The sequence below is a fragment of the Brevundimonas sp. LM2 genome (assembly GCF_002002865.1).
Classification (GTDB): Bacteria; Pseudomonadota; Alphaproteobacteria; order Caulobacterales; family Caulobacteraceae; genus Brevundimonas.
Genome location: NZ_CP019508.1, coordinates 3,297,236 through 3,316,704, shown reverse-complemented (window position 1 = coordinate 3,316,704; position 19,469 = coordinate 3,297,236). Strand labels below are relative to the sequence as shown.

Genomic DNA, 19,469 nt, shown 5'->3' with positions numbered 1-19,469 from the left:
GGCGCACGATAATCCATTGAAGTCGGCACAGGTTGTTCGTAGTTTCGCACAATGGCCACTGACATTGGGGATCTGACGGCCTTCGTCGCAGTCGCGCGCGCACGAGGTTTTCGCGAGGCGGCGCGGGCATCCGGCGTGAGCGCGTCCGGTCTCAGCGAAGGGGTGCGGCGACTGGAGACCCGTTTGGGGGTGCGTCTGCTCAATCGCACGACACGCAGCGTGGCCCCGACCGAAGCGGGCGCCCGCCTGCTCGAGCGGCTCGGACCCGCGCTCAGCGAGGTCGAGTCCGCAATCGACGTGGTCAACGGCTATCGCGACACGCCGAGCGGCACCCTCAAACTACACGTCCCCCTGAACGCCGCGCGTCTGGTTCTGCCCTACATCGTCCCGGCGTTCCTCGAGGCCCACCCGGACATCCGCCTGGAAGTCGTAGCGGACGCCGCTTTCGTGGACGTCCTGGCCGCCGGCTGCGATGCGGGCATACGGTATGAGGAGCGACTGGAGATGGACATGATCGCGGTGCCGATCGGCCCGCGCCGACAGCGGTTCGCGACGGCGGGCTCTCCCGCCTATCTCGATCGACACGGACGGCCGGACCATCCCCGTGATTTGCTACAGCATGCCTGTCTTTCGGGGAGGTTCTCCAGTGGAGCGCTGACGCGCTGGGACTATGAACGGGACGGGGAAACCGTGCGGATCGACCCCACGGGTCCGCTCGTCGTAAGCGCGGGCTGCATCGACCTGGCCGTCGACGCCGCCGTGAAAGGTCTGGGGGTCATTCAGCTGTTTGAAGACTGGCTGACGCCTCATCTGAGCGACGGATCGTTGGAGCCGATCCTGCAGCCATGGTGGCCAACGTTCGCCGGGCCGTATCTGTATTATCCGGGCCGGCGATACCTTCCGGCTCCGCTGCGCGCATTCGTGGATTTCAATGCCAGCCGTGGCTGGATCCACCAGCAGGACTCCACGCCGGCCTGAATCCGAGCGTTCGCAATAGCGTGCCGCAGGCGGCCGAAGCGGTGCCGCGCGACCTTCCGTTCCAACGTCGCAGGCCTCCCGGGATACTGAGCCCTACGCCACCGGCTTGACTTGTCTCCAAGTGGAGTGTTCATATCTCCAAGCGGCGACTTGGGCCGCATCTGGTGTCATTCGTCCTCCATGTCGAGCCCTTGTTCAGCCCGTATCCAGCCTTCATCGCGTTCGGCGGGTCACGCTCTCGCGACCGCTTGCGCCGTGCTTGCCCTTGCCGCGGGGCAGGGGGCTGCGGCGCAGGCATCCCCGTCGGTCAAGGGGGCCGATGAAGCGCGGACCGGCGGCCCGATTACCGCGACCGGCTGGTGGATTGGGCGTATCGATCCGGTCGCCCAGATGCTGATCGAGCGTACCCTGATCTCCAATCCCAGCCTCGAGCAGGCGGCGGCCCGGATCGATGAAGCCGCCGCAGCCTTGGGGGCAGCGCGCGCCGATGGTCGCCCCACGGCCGACGGGTCGTTTTCCGCGACTCAGGAGAACAGCGACGACGGCAGCGAGGCGCGCGTTCTCGATGGGGGTCTCGACCTCAACTGGACGGTCGATCTGTTCGGTCGCGTGGCGGCAGGTTCGGCGGCCGCTCGCGCGAGGCTCAGTGCGAGGACAGCCGACGCCGCCTTGATGCGGCTCGCCCTCACGACGCAGATCGCCGATGCGGCTCTGCAGCTCCAGGCCTGCCGCGTGTCGGAGGCCAACCTCGCCGTCGAGATCGAGTCCCGCCGCGCGACGCTGGACCTGACCCGGTTGCGTCGCGAGGCCGGATTGACCGCGCCGATTGACGAAGCCCGCGCGGCGACCGGGCTGGCGGCCGCGAGAACCAGTCTGGTGCTTCGCCGACAGGATTGCGACCGTCTGGGCAATGTGCTGGCCAATCTCGCCGGCATGGGTCGCCTCGAGGTCGATCGTCTGATCGGCGCGCCCAGCCGTCTGCCAACCCCCTGGATCGCCTCGACGCGTCTCCCGGCCGACCTGCTCGTCGACCATCTGGCCGTGTCGGCCGCCCGCCAGGACGCGGAAGCGGCCATCGCGGATGTCAAGGCGGCGCGAGCCGAACGAATGCCTCGCCTGGATCTCGCAGCCGTCCTGAGCGGGCGATGGTTCGATGCGTCCGGATCCGCGCTCGACGTGATCGCCAGCGCGTTTGGGCCGGCCTTGTCGATCCCTTTCCTGGACGGCGGGCGCGGCACCGCGGACGTCCAGGGGGCGGAAGCGCGGTATCGCGGCATGTCCGCCGGCGTCGAACTCGCTATTCGCCGGGCGGCACAAGACATTGATGACGCGATCGCGGCGGCGGACTCGGCCCGGGCCCGGGAACTCACCAGCGCCGACGCTCTCGACGCCTCGGCCTTCGTTCTCCGTGCCGTCGAGGCGCAGTGGCGCTCTGGCGCAGTCAGTCAGTTCGAGCTTGAGGACGCCAGACGGCAATACAACGCCGCTCAGGAGAGCGCCGTCGCCGCACGGCGCGATCGCGGCCAGGCCTCGATCGCCCTTGTCCTCGCCCTGGGCGGCGCGACCCCCGCTACGGAAGAATCCGACACATGACCTGGTCATCCGCCCTGTCCGGGAGCGCGCCCGCGCGTCTCCTGCGCCGCCGTCCCTGGCTCGCCGTGGGGGCCGTTGTCCTCCTGATCGGCGTGACCGGGACCGTCGTGGTCGTCTCGCGTACCGATGCCTCCCCCGCGTCGGCTGAGACGGCCACGACACCCCCCATCGCCATCGGCGTCGAACCGCTTGTTCGAGAGACCTGGCCGGTGACCCTTGAGGCCTCCGGGTCGGTGACACCCTGGCAGGAGACCGTCATCGGCAGCGCGCTGGGCGGTCTTCAGATCAACGCCCTGTATGCCGGCGTCGGCGACAGGGTGCGCGCGGGCCAGGTGTTGCTCCGTATGGACGCGGACCAGCTCAGGGCCGAGGCCGACCGGCTCGAGGCCTTGCTGCAGCAAGCCGAGGCCGAAGCCGTCCAGGCCGAAGCCAATCATTCGCGCGCCGCGCAACTGGCGGGAACCGGCGCGGTCAGCGATCAGGAACGCCTTCGTTACGAGACCGAAGCCGGTACCGCCCGAGCGAGAGCCAGAGCGGCGGCGGCTGAGCTCCGGGTGCAGCAGGTCCAGTTGCGCTATGCCGACATCCGCGCCCCCGACGACGGAGTGATCAGCGCGCGAGCGGCGACCCAGGGGTCCATCGTCGGCGTCGGGCAGGAGATGTTCCGGCTCATCCGCCAAGGTCGCCTGGAATGGCGTGGCGAATTGACGGCGACCCAGTTGGCTCAGGTGCGGCCGGGTCAGAGTGTGAGCCTGACCCTGAGCGACGGGACGGTCGCCTCCGCTCGCGTGCGTCAGACGGCCCCGGGGGTGGACGCCAGCACCCGCCTCGGTCTGGTCTACGCAGACATCACCCCTGGCAGCGCCCGGTCCGGAACCTATGTCACCGGGCGGATCGCCATCGCCGACGGACTTGTGAATGCCGCCCCGGCCCGAAGCGTCGTCATCCGCGATGGGCGGAGCCTGGTGTTCGGCGTCTCCACCCGGAACGGCGTCTCGCGTCTCACCGCCTATCCCGTCGTCATCGGGCGCAGGCGCGGCGGCCGCGTTGAATTGATCGGCGCCACCCCGCCCGACGGTCGTGTGGTGACGACCGGCGTCGCGTTCCTGAACGACGGAGACGCCGTGAAGTTCGCCTCGCCAAACGCAGCGCCGGTCGGACCGGGAGCTGGCGGATGAACCTCGCGACCTGGTCGATCCGCAACCCCGTTCCCGTCATCCTGCTGTTTGTCCTGCTGGCCTTGGCGGGCTGGCGCGGTTTCACCCAGCTCTCCATCCAGAACCTGCCGGATCTCGACCTGCCGTCGGTCACCGTCAGCCTGTCGCAACCGGGGGCCGCGCCCTCCCAGCTGGAAACCGAGGTGGCGCGTCGGGTGGAAAACTCTATCGCGACCCTGGCCGGCCTCGAGCACATCCGGACCTCGATCACCGATGGACGGGTCCAGATCATGGCGCAGTTCGCGCTCGAAAAGCCCTTGTCAGAGGCTCTTGCGGAGACGAAGGACGCGGTGGACCGGGTCCGAACGGATCTCCCGCAAGATTTGCAGCCGCCGATCGTGACAGCGGTCACCATCGCCGGCGGCCCCATCCTGACCTATTCGGTCGCCGCCGCCGGCCTGGATGAGGAGGCCCTGTCCTGGCTCGTCGATGACGAGGTGGCCAAGGCGATCCTCGCCGTCCCCGGGGTTGGGCAATTCGAGCGCGTCGGTGGCGTCCAGCGGGAAATCCGCGTCGAGGTCGATCCCGTCCGGCTCGCCGGCGTGAACGCCACGGCCGCAGAGGTCTCCCGCGCGCTTCGCGACACCCAGCAGGAATCCTCCGGAGGGCGCACGCAGGTGGGCGGCGGCGAACAGGCGATCCGTACGGTCGCGACCGCGGCACAGGCTTCGGACCTGGCGCGGATGCCGATCGTCCTTGCGGACGGCCGGAGTCTGCGGCTCGACCAGGTGGCCGAAATCCGTGACACGATCGGCGACCGAACCCAGGCCGCGATGCTCGACGGCACGCCGGTCGTCGGGTTCAACATCTTCCGCGCCAAGGGCGCGGACGAAACCCGCGTCGCCCAGGGCGTGGCCGAGGCTCTCGCCGCCTTGCAGGCCGAAGACCCTCGCCTGTCGGTGACGCCGATCGACAGTTCGGTGGACTACACCCTCGAGCAATATCACGGCTCGATGCAGATGCTCATCGAGGGCGCGCTGCTCGCGGTCCTGGTGGTCTTCCTCTTCCTGCGTGACTGGCGCGCGACCCTGATCGCGGCAGCCGCGCTGCCGTTGTCCATTCTGCCGACCTTCGCGGTCATGGACTGGTTCGGCTTCTCTCTCAACACCGTGACCCTGCTCGCCTTGGCGGTGATCGTGGGCATTCTGGTCGACGACGCCGTCGTCGAGATCGAGAACATCGAACGCCATCGTCGCATGGGAAAGCCGGCAGTGCAGGCGGCCGGCGACGCGGTGACCGAGATCGCCCTGGCCGTGATGGCCACCACGCTCACGCTTGTCGTCGTCTTCGTGCCGACCGCCCTGATGTCGGGGATCCCCGGCCTCTTCTTCCGGCAGTTCGGCTGGACCGCGGTCATCGCCGTGATGGCCTCGCTTCTCGTCGCACGACTGCTCACCCCCTTGATGGCGGCCTACCTCCTCGGAGCGAGCCGGTCCCGGACCGAGCGGGACGGCGCGGTGATGCGCCGCTACCTCGCCGCCGTCCGCTGGTGCCTCGCCCATCGCGGCGCGACCCTCGCCGCCGCCTTGGCCCTGTTCATCGGCTCGGTCGCCCTGGTCCCCCTGATCCCGACCGGGCTGATACCGCCCGCCGACCGTGGCTCCACCTCCGTCAACATCGAACTGCCGCCTGGCAGCGCTTTTGAAGAGACGCGGGCCGTGGCCGAAGCGGTGCGACGCAGCCTGTCCGGTCTGGATGGCGTCGCCTCCACCTTCACGGCCATCGGCACGGCCCAGGGTGGAGGAGACGGCCCCTCGGCGGCCGAAGTCCGGCGCGCCACGGTGACGCTCAAACTCAGACCCAGGGGCGAGCGGCCGGCCCAGGCTGAGATCGAAACCGCAGTGCGGACTGCGGTCACGGCCGTACCGGGCGCACGGTTCACCGTCGGTGGAGGGCCCGGCGCAGCCCTGTCCCTGATCCTGGCCAGTGACGACGCCCAGGCGCTGACCGCCGCCGCCCGCGCCTTCGAACACGACCTGCGCACCGTCCCCGGACTGTCCAACGTCGCCTCCACGGCGAGCCTGGAGCGGCCCGAGGTCGTCGTCCGGCCCGACCTCGCGCGCGCCGCAGAACGCGGCGTCTCGACGGCCGCCATTGGCGAGACCGTCCGGATAGCGACCAGCGGCGACTTCGATCGCGCACTGGCCAAGCTCAATCTCGACAATCGCCAGATACCGATCCGTGTTCGGATGACCGACGTCGACCGGAGCGATCCCGACGCCCTGGCGCGTCTGCGGGTGCCTTCGAGCGGCGGATCGACGCCCCTTGGCGACATCGCCACCCTCTCGCTCGAAAACGGTCCCGCCCAGATCGATCGCTATGACCGTCAGCGCCAGATGACCCTGAACGCCGATCTCGGGGGGACCCCCCTGGGTCGCGCCACCAGTCAGGCCATGGCGCTTCCGGCCGCAGTCGGCCTGCCCACCAGTGTCCACCTGATCCAGTCCGGAGACGGTGAAATCGCCGGCGAACTCGCGTCCGGCTTCATCGTCGCGATCGTGACCGGCATTCTGTGCATGTTCTGCATTCTCATCCTGCTGTTCAGGGATGTCCTCCAACCCCTGACCATTCTGTCGGCCATTCCCCTGGCCATGGGCGGCGCCTTCGTCGCCCTGTTGGTGGCAGGCAGCGAACTGGATGTCCCGGCCATGATCGGTCTCGTCATGCTGACGGGGATCGTCACCAAGAACTCGATCCTTCTGGTCGAATACGCCGTTGTGAGCATGCGCGAGCGCGAGCTCCCCATGGTCGACGCCCTGGTCGACGCCTGCCACAAACGGGCCAGGCCGATCATCATGACGAGCGTGGCGATGATCGCGGGCATGCTGCCCGTCGCCATAGGTCTCGGCGCTGACGCTAGTTTCCGGCAGCCCATGGCCACCGCCGTGATCGGAGGGCTCGTCACCTCGACCCTCCTGAGCCTGCTGGTGGTGCCCGTCGTGTTCAGCGTCACCGCCGGTGTCGAACGCCGGCTGGCGCGGCTGTTCCGAGCACCGGTCATTCGAACCCGCCACGCCCCTGATCCCAAGCCAGGAGAGACCGCGCCATGACCTCCGCAGACCACGACGCGTCCGTCGGGCGCTACGAGGCGAAGACATCTCGCCTTCGCAGCGTCTGGGCCAATCCGCTGCTCTGGACCCTCCAGGGCTGGCTGGCGATGTTCTACGTCGCGGCCGGCTACGCCAAGCTGACGGAACCTCGTGAACTTCTGATCGCGCTTCTGTCCTGGCCCACCTACGCGCCGCCGGTCCTCGTGACCGTGGTCGGGTGGGCGGAGCTGTTGCTGGCCGTCCTCCTGCTCAGCCCCCTTCTGTCGTGGCGGTTCGGCCGACCCGCGATGTTCGGCTCCGCTTTGGCGATCACGGTTTCGGCTGCGGTGATGGCCCTGATCCACGGGGCTTCCCTTCAGCCCGGACACGTCGTCACGAACCTCATCCTCATGGCGCTCGGGATCGGCGTGATCGTCGGCCGTCAGGCCCATCCGCCGCCCGCCGTGCGTCCAGATGCGGCTCTGCCCCGCTGACATTGCCTCACCGCCACAGCCTCCAACCGGCGTCCGTTCAAATTTCCCGCCTCCCCTCCAGACCACGAAAGAGACCTGACCATGCGTTCTTCCATCTCCTCCCTCGGCGCGTCCGTCGCGCTCGGCGCCCTGCTGATCGCTCATCCCGTATTCGCCCAGGACCGCCCCGAAGCGGATCGGCCCGAACAAGGCTTCCACCCCATCCTCGGCGTCGCCGGGTTGTATCGACCCGAGTTCCGCGGCTCCGATGACTACGAGTTCCAGCCTCGCCCGTTCGTCGGCTTCCGGTACGGGCTCGGCGGCACCACCCTGTCGATGCAGGGAGCCGATTTCGAACTGGATCTGGTCCCGAACGGCCGGTTCGAGGCAGGACCCGTGATCGGGTACCGATCCGGTCGGGACGACGATATCAGCAACGAGATCGTCCGCCTCCTGCCGACCATCGACGGCGCGCTCGAGGGCGGGGCCTTCGCGAAGATGAACTGGGAGGTCGGCGGCGGGACGATCGCTGCAGGGGTCAAATTCATGGCGGATCTCGGCGATGCGCACGAAGGCTATTCGGTCGGGCTGGACACCAGCTACTCGGCGCCGATCACCGAACGGCTGAGCTACAGCGTCGGCGCCAACATCGTCTGGGCCGACGATAGCTACATGCAGACCTATTTCGGCGTGGACGCCGCCGGTGCCGTCGCATCCGGTCTGACGCCATTTCAGGCGGAAGCCGGCCTGGAAAGCGCGGGACTTTCGGCGAATCTGCGTTACCAGCTGAACGAACGTTGGGGGATGGCCCTGTTCGCCTCCTATGACCGCCTTCTGGGCGATGCCGCCGACACGCCGATCGTGACAGAGCAGGGATCGGAGAACCAGATGCAGGTGGGCTTCGCGATCTTCCGGGCGTTCTGAGCCGAGTCCGAATCCTGCGAACTTCCGCGCCGGTGATCGCTGTCCGTTCCAACGGTCGGCGATCGCCGGGCGCGGGAATCGTCCGATCGTCGACCGCCCGATTGCGGAGCGGTTTGGCGTCGGGGGCCATCCCGGCCTAATGTGCTGACGAGCCGAACAGAAGAACCCATGTCCCCCCTTTCCAAGATCCAGCCTCGCGTTCGACAGACCCGCGATCGGGCTGCCACAGAGGCCAGGCTCGTCGCCGCCGTCGGGCAGGTGATCTCCGACGACGGATTCGAAGCGCTGGGAACGCGTACGGTCGCGAGACGGGCGGGCGTGGATCACATGCTCATCAATCGCTACTTCGGCAGTCTGGACGGGTTGTTTCAGGCCTATGCGGATTCTTCCGAGTTCTGGCCGACCGTCGAGGAACTGACCGACAACGGGGCCATCGAACACCTGCCGCTCTCCGAGCGGTGCGCCCGAATCCTCATCAATCTGGCGGTCGCCATCAAGGCGCGGCCCATGATGACCGAACTCATGTCCGCCGAAACGCGGCAAAGCAATGAGCTGACCCGGCGCATGATGGAGCGGCGGCAGGACTCCACCGCCGAGATCGCGCGTCTCTACTTCGCCGATCTGGGGCAGACGCGTGACGGGGTCGATGGTCAGGACCTGCTGCTCGTGCTCTCCGCCGCCATCCACTACCTCGCGATCCGTTCACGCCGCCCGCATATGGGATTCGGCGGAATGGGTCTGGAGTCACCGGAGCAGGTCGCCCGACTTTCGGCGGTGATCAACAGCGTCTGCGGGATGCTCGAGCCCGCTCCGACGGATATCGCAAAGGCTGCGGCCGCGGTCGAACCCGGCCAATAGGTCTCGCCAGCCGCTGGCCGGTTGACTTCTCTCCAAGTGAAGACTTAGATGTCTCCAGGTGAAGACGCGCGGACCGTCCACCCGCCGTGCCCGGCTTTCGGTCCGAGAGGGATGTGCAGGTCCAGCAGGTCCGCGCGCACTGACGGGCTGTCCGGCCCGGTTCGCGCAACCACGGCGTGGCGGACGACCAATCCACGCCAGGCCAGACGGTCCAGCCTCGCCCCTGCCCACGCCAGCGTCACGAACCGCGCCCGCCCCTTCAGACGAGAGACCCGAATGACCCCGCCCCAGGACCGCTTCACCCGCCCCGCCATCTGGCTGCACTGGATCACTGCGCTCCTGATGATCTTCATGTTGCTGTGGGGGGAGGATTACATCCGTCGCCCCGAGGGCGCGTCGCTCGCCGGCTGGCAGCCCTCGACGCACGCCACCATCGGGGTTCTGATCCTGCTTCTCGGCATTGCCCGGTTATTGTGGCGAATGGGAAATCCGCCCCCGAAGCTGCCTCGCACGATGCGGCCCTGGGAGGCCTGGGCGGCGAAAGCGACGCATTCGACCTTCTACGTCTTCCTCATCGCCCTTCCGGTGACGGGTCTGCTTGCGATCGTGCCCTACGGGATCGACCGACTGGACGTCGATCAGGTGCGGGTCTTCGGTCTGTTTCCAGTCGCCTTTCTACCGAACCTCGGCGATCTGACAGGGAATGTGCACACAAGCCTGACCATTCTGACCAAGGCCCTGGTGGTCGTGCACGTTCTCGCAGCGCTCAAACATCAGTTCTGGGACAAGGACGGCCTGCTCGGCCGTATGCGGCCGGTGTGATCGCATCGGATCATGACCGGCGACCCCGAGCTCGACGCGCACCGGTCCCAACGCTCTGGAGGCGCCGGCGACAATCTGATCCGGGTCCTCACAGCGGCTCTGGATGCCGTCGGAGCCAACCGGCCCGGACCGCTTCTGGACGGCGACGCGGGCGGACGGTTCCCACCCGCATCGCCGTCTGCGGCCTTCGCGACGGGCGCATCCTTCAATGGACCGACCAATTCGATCCGGATGTCCTGCCGCCCGCGGAGCTTTCGCTTCGGCGACGCAGCCGGACGGCTCTGCAGCGCCCAAGGAAGGCGGAGACCCCATGCCCATCGAACCGTCGGCGACGACCGTCCGTTCCGACCTGAACTCCGCCGGGAGCGTAGCCGGTCTTCCCCTGCTCCTGCTGAGGTGCGAGGGCGGCGCAGTTTTTGCGGCTGCCGCGATCGCCTATTCGCAGTCCGGCGAAGGCTGGTGGATGGCGGCGATCCTGTTTTTCGTGCCAGACGCCGTGATGCTCGGGTATCTCGCAGGGCCGCGCGTCGGAGCGATCGCCTATAACCTGGGACATAGCTATCTCGTCCCCGCCCTCGTCGCCGCGACAGCCTGGTTGTTCGACTTGGGCGTCCTGCTGCCGGTGACCCTCGTCTGGATCGCTCACATCGGCTTGGACCGCATGCTGGGCTACGGGCTGAAATACAGGTCAGGCTTCGGAGCCACGCACCTGGGGCGTGTCGGACGCCGAGCGGCCACTGAACGGCCTCGCTGACCCCTGAGGTGTGTCTGGGCCGCGCCGCAGCAGCCGGCCCGCAGCAGGGTTGGATCCCATCGTCCGACGGGCACGGGACCCCAGCCGGCGCTTGACAAAACGAGCGTCCGACCTTTAAGTCGCCAGACGGAGACTTGTTGGCGGGAGCCGTTCTCGGCGTCCGTGTCTCCGGCGCTCCGGCCACCGCGTCCTCTGGCGCCCGGTCGTCATCCGATACTCCCCGAGGCTTGAGACACGCGACATCATGGACTGGACGGACGGCTATTACGTCGGGTCGGAGTACACCTCCGGCTACTATCACCGGTTGGGGCCGGATCATTTGAGGTTCGTCTGCCGGGCCGCCGGCGTTCACTGCCGCATACCCGAAGCGCCGACCTATCTGGAGCTCGGCTTCGGACGGGGCGTCTCGATCAACCTTCACGCCGCCGCCGGGGAGGGCGAACACTGGGGGGTCGATTTCAATCCGGCCCACGTGGCTCATGCGCAGGACCTCGCCGATGCGTCAGGTGCCAGGGTCCGGCTGTTTGACGACGCCTTCGCGCGGTTCGCGGTCCGACAGGACCTGCCGATGTTCGACGTGATCGTAGCGCACGGCGTCTGGAGTTGGATCTCTGAGGCCAATCGTCAGGTCCTCCTTCAGCTCATTCAGGACCGACTTCGCCCGGGCGGGGTCGCCTATGTCAGCTACAACGCCCAACCGGGTTGGGCCGGGCTTGACCCGGTAAGGCATCTGATGCGCCTTGGAAGCAACCGGATCCTGAGCGGAAACGCCGGCGGGGGCGGGGAGGTCGATCGCGCGTTGGCATTCGTCGAGGAGGTGGTCGCGGTCAATCCGCTCTTCTTCGCCGACATCAGACCCGCCGTCAGCCATGCCGCGGGCCTGAGCAAACACAGCGCGCAATACCTGGCCCACGAGTATCTCAACGCCGACTGGTATGTGCCCTATTTCGCGGATGTGGCGGCGGACATGGCGAAGGCCAAGCTGACATTCGTATCGTCCGCGCGTCTGCTCGATCGGGTCAATGACGTCAATCTGACCCCGGCCGGAGTGGCCCTGCTGGATCGTCTCAAGGACCCCGAGCTCCGCGAATCCATACGCGACTATCTCGTCAATCAGCGCTTCCGGCCGGACGTGTATGTCAAAGGTGCGATCCGGATGTCGGTCGCTGAACAGGAAGCGTTCTGGGATAGCCAGACCTTTGTGCTCGATTGCGTTCGGGACCGGATCGATTTCACCGTCCCGGGAGCCTTGGGAGACGCGAGCCTGCCCGAAGAGGTCTACGCCCCTCTGGCGGACGCCCTCGCGGCCGACGGCTACAAACCCAAGGCCCTCCCGGAAATCCTCGCCCTGGCCAATCTGCCCGCCTTGAAGCGGATGGACGCCGTGTCCGCCCTGACCGTTCTCGTTGGACTCGATGTCCTTCGTCCCGCGCGGAACCCCGGCCCCGACGCCCGTCTGCGATCACGCGCCTATAACGAACACGTCCTTCAGCGCGCGGTGACGGGACCCTACCTCAAGCACCTGGCCGCCCCCGTAGTGGGAGGCGGCGTTCCCTGCGCCCGCCCGGACCAGGTGTTCCTGAGGGCCTGGTGGGCCGGGCATCGTTCGGCCGATCAGCTGGCCGCCGAAACCTGGGCGATCTTCCAGAGGACCAATGAGCGCGCGGTGAAGAATGGTCAGGAGATGACCACGCAGGCGGATAATCTGAGCGTTCTGGCGGAGATGGCCGACCGGTTTCTGAGCAGCGTCGTGCCGATGTACAGGGCGCTTGGCATTGTGGACTGAGCCATCGCGTGCGTGCCCGGCAATTGTGGAACTCGGCCTAAACGGTGCCGACGTGATCTCAAGCGAGCTGTGGATCCTCGGCCAGGGGCGAGACCTGCAATGGGACAATCCGACTGTGTTGTCGGGGCGTGCAGCCCGTCACCCGCTTGAACGCTGTGCTGAACGCGCAAAGCCAAGGGGACGCAGCGATGGCCGCAATGGCCTCGTGCGAGGACTCAAGGCGATGACCTGCGAGAAGCATGCACCAGCGTGTCAGATACTCCATCGGCGTTTCGCCGGCAGTGTGCGGAATCTGAGTTCGAAAGTCGTCGACCCCGACCGTTTCGCTCCACTTGCCCGTCACCCTCGGTATCGTAAAGGGAATCGTGTTCGATCGCGGCATTCACCCGCGGACTAGGGCGTTGATTGAAGGACCAGACCAGACGCGGTATGGAGGTTGGGTCTTTGACCAGCTTGGCCGGCACGATGATCTCCTCGTCGCGTCCGCAGCCGCTGCAATAGAATATTGCGCGCTGCAGTGCCCACAGCGAGCGGCCGTCCCGGATTGCCAGGCCGCCCGGTTGTGGAGCAGCACCAGATAAAGTTGAGCTGAAAACGGCGGCGCGGCTCGGATCAGTTGTGGCTTGGTCTGGCACAGAGAACGATACAAAGCTCTGGCGCGCAGCTTAGTCTAGCGGTCGCTAGTCGACGCGCGGTTGGATCATCCGCGTGTCCACTCGCATCTGGTCCGGTCCCGAAAGAACGCTCCTCACTTCGCGACGCTCCAGGTCCCAAGGGCTAGGAAAGGCCTGTTCCGCCTGGGGCAGGAGTTCCGACAGCCCCAGTCCGTGTTACTGTCTCGAAAGAGTAGATCACTGATCGCGGAGCTTCGTCACTCGCGCCTGCCTCGTCGTCGCGGTCGTCGGCAGGCCCAGAAGCTCATTGATCAGCGCTTGTCGGAAGGCCGGGTCATCGGCGACGCGCCGGCGGAGCTCCTCGCTCATCGCCGGCGGCACCACGTCCGGAAAATACCCCGCGACCTTGTCCCCGGGCTTCCCCCACAGGATGGTATTCAGCAGCGCCTCCCAGGCGTCGAGCGCGGCTCGCTTCTCCTTCACGTAGTCGTACAGGGCATAGGTAGTCAGGGTGACGACCGCTGCCCCGCCCGTTTCCGTCGAATGGCTGAGCACCTTGCCGATGAGGAAGGGTGAGACTCCCAGCCGTTCGCTGGCCATGTTCGTCGCGCCCGTTCTGCGGAGATCATGCGGCGTCAGCCGCCCCAGATCCAGAGCTTCGCGCACATGTCGCAAGGCGTGGGTGAGAGCGGCCGGCGTGATCGGCTGCCTGCGGTCGCGCGGCGAAGGGAAGACATATGGCGAGGGATCAATGTGCTTGGCGTCTGCGATCAGGATCGCACGCCTGAACAGCGAAACGGCGGTCGAGCTGAGCGGGACCAGATGGGGCCGCCTGCTCTTGGTGCGGGCACCCGGGATGAGCCAGATACCGTTCTCGAGGTCGAGCTCGGTGCGCGCCGCGCCCGACATCTCGGCGCGACGGACCAGAGTGACCAGGAGCAGCTTCATGGCAATGCTGACGGGCTCGCCGATGAAGACCCTGCTTTCGGCCGCAGGCTTGTTCTTACGCACCAGTCCGCTTCGATCGCTCAAAGCGGTCCAGAGCGCCCGGATCTCGTCGTCGTTCAGCACCCTCTGCCGGGGCACCTCGTCGCCCAGGGCGGTCGTCTTGGCGACCGGATTGACGGTGACCCGTTCTTGCTCGATCGCATAGTTGAACATCTGCCGGATCTGAGCCCGGACCTTGTTGGACGTTGACTCGCGCCCTGTCGCCACCAGCGAGCGCAGGATTTTCTTGATGGCGGCCGGGGTCACGTCGTCGATGGGTAGATCGCCGAGCTCAGGCTTGATGTGTCGCTCCCAGAGCCACTTCTCACCGGCCAGGGTGGACGCGCGCTTCTTCGTCTTTCGCGGCTTCCACTCACCGACCTCACTCGCCGCGAAATAGCTGTCGGCGAGATCGGTGAAGGTCTTTAGAGGGTTCGAACGGGCTTCGGCCCGCCGCTGTCGCCGTTCTCCGGCCGGATCGTCGCCATCGACGGCCTTCTTGCGCGCCTCTGCAGCCCGACCTCTCGCCTCCCCCAGACCAATGTCCGGGTACATGCCGAGGTTCAGACGTCGCTGCTGTCCGTCGTCGGTCCTGTACCGGACCATCCACACCTTGCGGCCGGTGTCGGTCACCCGCAGCATCAGCCCCGCGCCCATCAGGTGCTGATCGAATACCTCGAGCCGCTTTCCAGGCTCAGCGGTGATCGTCGCGACATACCGATCGGTGAGTTTGACCTTGCTCATTTAGCCCCCTCCGCACGCATCGGGTTAGGGATCGCGTTCCCCGCGACCCGTCAGGCGATCAGTCTTGAAATCGCTTTGGGGCACATATGGGGCACAGAAAAACAAAAAAAGGGTGAAACCGCTTGAAACGCAAACATACCGACAATTAGGAAAAATATGAACGAAGACAATAGTTTGTGAAGCAAACTGAAACAACCTGGAACCGCCCGAAACTGGCTTCGAAACTTCCTACGAATCTGAGGGTCGGACGTTCGAATCGTTCCGGGCGCGCCATTTAATTGATGAAATCAGAGACATAGAAGATCGGACGTCAGCGTGAAGCGACCCGTTCGGCTGTAACAAGCCATGTCCTAGACGGCCTTGTTGCTGTTTTTGTTAAATAATAGTTCAGGGTCGGGTCTGGTACTCATCAGCGCCTGAGCCCACGGCTCCGGCTATCCGCGCTCTGACTGCGTGACTGGCCTTCAGCAGAGCGGGTGCGGTGTTGCCCGACGCCGGCCTTGGGGCCGCAAGTTACCCGCGTCGACGGGGCACGTCGTCCCAAGCGAGCCGACGCCGGCTCGCTGTACCCACCTTTACGTTTCCCTTATGCCGACAATCCCTTTGCCCATGGAGCGCTTACGCCCGCCGGTGCTCAAACCCCGCCTTAACGTTGAGCTGGAGGCGTCGGCATGGCCGATCTTATTTTCTTGGGCGTCGGCGGCGGTGCGTTCGTCGCCTTCGCCGTTCTCGCCGCTGCCCTGAAGCGGGTGTGACAATGCTGGTTGCCATACTCTGGGGGGCCGGCGCGGTCGTCGTCGCCGTCTACATGGTCGCGGCGCTGCTGCGCCCCGAGCGGTTCTAGGGAGCCGCCGCCATGAACCTTCAAGGATGGGCGGAAATCGCCCTGACCCTCGGCCTGGCCGCCCTGATCGGCTGGCCGCTGGGAATCTATATGTCGCGCGTCTGGAACGGCGAGCGGACCTGGCTCGACCCGGTGCTGAAGCCGGTGGAGGGCCTGTTCTACCGGGCCGCCGGGGTCAACCCGACGCACAGCCAGGGCTGGCTCGGCTATGCCGGGGCCCTGCTGGCCTTCAACGGCGCGGGCTTCATCGCCCTCTACGCCCTGCTGCGCCTGCAGGGCGGACTGCCGCTGAACCCTCAAGGCTTCGAGGGTCTGTCGCCGCATCTGGCCTTCAACACCGCCGTCAGCTTCGTCACCAACACCAACTGGCAGAGCTACGGCGGCGAGACCACCCTGTCGACGCTGACCCAGATGGTCGGGCTGACGACGCAGAATTTCCTGTCGGCCGCCACCGGGGCCGCCATCGCCGCCGCCCTGGCCCGGGCCTTCGTCGCCAGCCGCGGCGAGGGGGTCGGCAATTTCTGGGCCGACATGACCCGCACGACGCTTTGGGTCCTGCTGCCCCTGTCCATCGTCCTGGCCCTGGTGCTGGTCGGTCTGGGCGTGACCCAGACCCTGGCCGCCTCGGCCGGCGCGACGGGGCTGGAGGGCGGGTCCCAGACCCTGTCCCTGTTCCCGACCGCCAGCCAACTGGCCATCAAACAGCTGGGCATCAACGGCGGCGGCGTCTTCAACGTCAACTCGGCGCACCCGTTCGAGAACCCGACGCCCCTGACCAACCTGATCACGGCGATCTCGATCAACGTGCTCGGCTGGGCCGCCTTCTTCGCCTTCGGCCGCAGCGTCCTGGCAAAGAAAGACGTGCGCGCCCTGATCCTCGCCGCCGTCGTGCTGCTCGGCCTGTCGGCGGCGGCCATGTATGCCATCGAGACCCAGCCCGCGCCGTCCCTCGTCGCGGCGGGCGTCGACGCCTCCGCCAATATGGAGGGCAAGGAGGTCCGCTTCGGCGTGCCGGCCTCGGTCGCCTGGGCGGTGCAGACCACCGGAGCCTCCAACGGCTCGGTCAACTCGATGCACGCCAGCTACCTGCCGCTGGGCGGGGCGCTGCAGATGTACCTGATGCAGCTGGGCGAGATCCTGCCGGGCGGGATCGGCTCGGGCATCGCCATCATGGTCGTCATGGCCGTGCTGTCGGTGTTCGTCGCCGGCCTGATGGTCGGGCGCACCCCCGAGTATCTGGGCAAGAAGATCGAGGCGCGCGAGATCCAGTACGCCATGATCGCGGTCCTGGTGCTGCCCCTGGCCGTGCTCGGCTTCACCGCCGTCGCGGCGGTCCTGCCCACGGCGCTGGAAGGGCTCCTCAACGACGGCCCCCACGGCCTGTCCGAGATGCTCTACGCCTATACCTCGGCGGCCGGGAACAACGGCTCGGCCTTCGCCGGCCTGACCGCCAACGCGCCGTGGTGGAACACGACCCTGGGCCTCGCCATGCTGATGGGCCGGTTCGTTCCCGCCATCGCGGTGCTGGCCATCGCCGGCAGCCTGGTCGTCAAGCCGAAACTGGCCCCCAGCCCCGGCACCCTGCCGACCCACGGGCCGCTGTTCATCGGCCTGCTGATCGGCGTCATCCTCATCCTCGGCGGGTTGCAGTTCTTCCCCGCCCTCGCCCTTGGTCCCCTCGTCGAGCATTTCCAGATGCTCGCCGTCGTGGCCGGGCTCTGATCGGACCCCTGACATGACTTTCGCAAACCCCGACCTGTCGGGCGAGCCTTCCCGCGCCGCGCCTCTGGCGGGGGGCCTGTCCGGTCCCCTGCTGGGCCGGGCGCTCGGCGACGCCTTCGTCAAGCTGGACCCACGCCGCCTGCTGCGGAACCCGGTGATCTTCACCACCTGGATCGTGGCCCTGCTGGCGACGGTCTCGGCCGTCGCCGCCGTCGTGGCGGGGGAGGCGGCCGGCTTCGCCCTCCAGCTGGCCCTGTGGCTGTGGGCCACCGTCCTGTTCGCCAACATCGCCGAAAGCGTCGCCGAAGGGCGCGGCAAGGCGGCGGCGGACTCCCTGCGCGCCACCCGCGTCACCACCAAGGCCAAGCTGATCGTCGATCCGGCCACCGGCCTGACGGTCCCGACGCCCGCCGGAGAGCTGCAGGTGGGCCAGGTCGTGCTGGTCGAGGCCGGGGACGTCATCCCCTCCGACGGCGAGATCGTCGAGGGGATCGCCTCGGTCAACGAGGCCGCCATCACCGGCGAAAGCGCGCCCGTGATCCGTGAGAGCGGCGGCGATCGTTCGGCCGTCACCGGCGGCACCACGGTGGTGTCCGACTGGATCAAGGTGCGGATCACCGCCGCCCCCGGCTCGACCTTCCTCGACCGCATGATCGCCATGGTCGAGGGCGCGGACCGCCGGAAGACGCCGAACGAGCTGGCCCTGTCGGTGCTTCTGGCCGGCCTGACCCTGGTGTTCCTGATCGCCGTGGTCACCCTGCTGGGGCTCGGCGCCTATTCGGGCATCGCCCTGGACCCGATCGTCCTGGGGGCCCTGTTCATCACCCTGATCCCGACCACGATCGGGGGTCTGCTGTCCGCCGTCGGCATCGCCGGCATGGACCGGTTGCTGAAGGTCAATGTTCTGGCCACCTCGGGCCGCGCGGTGGAGGCGGCCGGCGACGTCGACACCCTGCTGCTCGACAAGACCGGCACCATCACCTTCGGCAACCGCATGGCGACGGAAGTCATCCCCGTCCCCGGCGTCCGGCCCGAGGCCGCCCTGCGCGCCGCCGTCATGGCCTCCCTGGCCGACGAGACGCCGGAGGGCCGGTCGATCGTCGAACTGGGCCGCAACGCCGGCCTGTCCGTCGACCTGCCCGAGGGGGCCACCGCCATCCCCTTCTCGGCCACCACACGCCAGTCGGGCGTGGACGCCCCCTCTGACGGCTCTGGCGTCAAGTCCTGGCGCAAGGGGGCGGTCGACGCGGTGCTGAAGTCGCTGCACCGGACCGACGACCAGACGCCGGCCGAGTTCCGCCAGGCCGTCGACCGCATCGCCCGCTCGGGCGGCACGCCGCTGGCGGTGGTCGAGGACGGTCTGCTGGTCGGCATCATCCACCTGAAGGACGTGATCAAGCCCGGCATCAAGGCCCGCTTCGCCGACCTGCGCCGCATGGGCCTGCGCACCGTGATGATCACCGGCGACAACCCGGTGACCGCTGCCGCCATCGCCTCGGAGGCCGGGGTCGACGACTACCTCGCCGAGGCGACGCCCGAGGACAAGATGCGGCTGATCAAGGCCGAACAGGCCAAGGGGCGGCTGGTCGCCATGTGCGGCGACGGGGCCAACGATGCGCCCGCCCTTGCGCAAGCGGACGTCGGCGTGGCCATGCAGACCGGGGCCCAGGCCGCCCGCGAGGCCGGCAACATGGTCGATCTGGACTCAGACCCGACCAAGGTCATCGAGATCGTCGAGGTCGGCAAACAGCTGCTGATCACCCGCGGGGCCCTGACCACCTTCTCGATCGCCAACGACGTGGCCAAGTATTTCGCCATCATCCCGGCGATGTTCGTAGTCGCCCTGCCGGCGCTGGGGGCCCTGAACGTCATGGATCTGGGCAGTCCGGAAAGCGCGATCCTGTCGGCGGTGATCTTCAACGCCCTGGTGATCGTGGCCCTGATCCCCCTGGCCCTGCGCGGCGTCAAATACCGCGCCGTCGGGGCCGGGGCGCTGCTGGGCCGCAACCTGCTGATCTACGGCCTCGGCGGCCTGATCGCCCCCTTCGTCGGCATCAAGCTGATCGATCTCGTCATCTCCGGCCTCGGTCTGGCCTGAGCCTCATGTCCTCCCTGTTCCCGAAA

15 protein-coding genes are annotated in these 19,469 nt (G+C 67.3%); 13 read left to right on the top strand and 2 right to left on the bottom strand.

Going from position 1 to position 19,469, the window contains the following annotated elements:
* Nucleotides 1–51: 51 nt before the first annotated feature.
* The 10 genes from BZG35_RS16330 (at nt 52) to BZG35_RS16285 (ending at nt 12,434) form a co-directional block, all read left to right on the top strand.
* Nucleotides 52–978, top strand: a complete 927-nt coding sequence (locus BZG35_RS16330) for a LysR family transcriptional regulator (RefSeq protein ID WP_077357289.1) — start codon at nt 52–54, stop codon at nt 976–978.
* Nucleotides 979–1,128: 150 nt separating this feature from the next.
* Nucleotides 1,129–2,571 (top strand): efflux transporter outer membrane subunit, encoded by a 1,443-nt coding sequence (locus BZG35_RS16325; RefSeq protein WP_150126075.1) that lies wholly within the window; start codon nt 1,129–1,131, stop codon nt 2,569–2,571.
* Nucleotides 2,568–3,749 (top strand): efflux RND transporter periplasmic adaptor subunit, encoded by a 1,182-nt coding sequence (locus BZG35_RS16320; protein WP_077357285.1) that lies wholly within the window; start codon nt 2,568–2,570, stop codon nt 3,747–3,749. Before BZG35_RS16325 ends, BZG35_RS16320 begins: the two co-directional genes overlap by 4 nt.
* Nucleotides 3,746–6,838: an efflux RND transporter permease subunit gene (locus BZG35_RS16315; protein ID WP_077357283.1), complete on the top strand. Its 3,093-nt coding sequence runs from the start codon at nt 3,746–3,748 to the stop codon at nt 6,836–6,838. The genes BZG35_RS16320 and BZG35_RS16315 overlap by 4 nt, the downstream gene beginning before the upstream one ends.
* Nucleotides 6,835–7,311 (top strand): DoxX family protein, encoded by a 477-nt coding sequence (locus tag BZG35_RS16310; protein WP_077357281.1) that lies wholly within the window; start codon nt 6,835–6,837, stop codon nt 7,309–7,311. Before BZG35_RS16315 ends, BZG35_RS16310 begins: the two co-directional genes overlap by 4 nt.
* Before the next feature lie 81 nt (nt 7,312–7,392).
* A complete protein-coding gene (locus tag BZG35_RS16305) occupies nt 7,393–8,214 on the top strand; it encodes a MipA/OmpV family protein (RefSeq protein ID WP_077357279.1) in 822 nt (273 codons plus the stop codon).
* A gap of 168 nt (nt 8,215–8,382) precedes the next feature.
* The gene (locus BZG35_RS16300) at nt 8,383–9,072 is read left to right on the top strand and encodes a TetR/AcrR family transcriptional regulator (RefSeq protein WP_077357277.1); all 690 of its coding nucleotides are present in this window, start codon (nt 8,383–8,385) and stop codon (nt 9,070–9,072) included.
* A gap of 276 nt (nt 9,073–9,348) precedes the next feature.
* Entirely contained in the window at nt 9,349–9,894 is a 546-nt protein-coding gene (locus BZG35_RS16295) for a cytochrome b (protein WP_171981990.1), read from the top strand.
* 310 nt (nt 9,895–10,204) lie between these two features.
* Entirely contained in the window at nt 10,205–10,648 is a 444-nt protein-coding gene (locus BZG35_RS16290; RefSeq protein WP_077357273.1) for a DUF4260 domain-containing protein, read from the top strand.
* Nucleotides 10,649–10,892: 244 nt separating this feature from the next.
* On the top strand, nt 10,893–12,434 hold the full coding sequence (locus BZG35_RS16285; protein ID WP_077357271.1) for a class I SAM-dependent methyltransferase: 1,542 nt from the start codon (nt 10,893–10,895) through the stop codon (nt 12,432–12,434).
* Between the two features lie 215 nt (nt 12,435–12,649).
* Here the strand turns inward: BZG35_RS16285 and BZG35_RS18445 are convergent, their stop codons facing one another.
* Both BZG35_RS18445 and BZG35_RS16275 read right to left on the bottom strand, forming a co-directional pair.
* Nucleotides 12,650–13,069 carry a DUF1353 domain-containing protein gene (locus BZG35_RS18445; protein WP_077357269.1) on the bottom strand — a complete coding sequence of 140 codons (420 nt, stop codon included), beginning with the start codon at nt 13,067–13,069 and terminating at the stop codon, nt 12,650–12,652.
* 216 nt (nt 13,070–13,285) lie between these two features.
* The gene (locus BZG35_RS16275; RefSeq protein ID WP_077357267.1) at nt 13,286–14,779 is read right to left on the bottom strand and encodes a site-specific integrase; all 1,494 of its coding nucleotides are present in this window, start codon (nt 14,777–14,779) and stop codon (nt 13,286–13,288) included.
* A gap of 757 nt (nt 14,780–15,536) precedes the next feature.
* On the opposite strand from BZG35_RS16275, the gene BZG35_RS16270 reads away from it, so the two are divergent.
* The 3 genes from BZG35_RS16270 to kdpB are packed head-to-tail and all read left to right on the top strand — an operon-like array spanning nt 15,537 to nt 19,443.
* A complete protein-coding gene (locus BZG35_RS16270; RefSeq protein WP_077357265.1) occupies nt 15,537–15,623 on the top strand; it encodes a potassium-transporting ATPase subunit F in 87 nt (28 codons plus the stop codon).
* A 12-nt stretch (nt 15,624–15,635) separates the two neighbouring features.
* A complete protein-coding gene (gene kdpA / locus BZG35_RS16265) occupies nt 15,636–17,345 on the top strand; it encodes a potassium-transporting ATPase subunit KdpA (RefSeq protein WP_077357263.1) in 1,710 nt (569 codons plus the stop codon).
* Between the two features lie 13 nt (nt 17,346–17,358).
* Nucleotides 17,359–19,443 carry a potassium-transporting ATPase subunit KdpB gene (gene kdpB, locus BZG35_RS16260; protein ID WP_077357261.1) on the top strand — a complete coding sequence of 695 codons (2,085 nt, stop codon included), beginning with the start codon at nt 17,359–17,361 and terminating at the stop codon, nt 19,441–19,443.
* Nucleotides 19,444–19,469 lie beyond the last annotated feature (26 nt).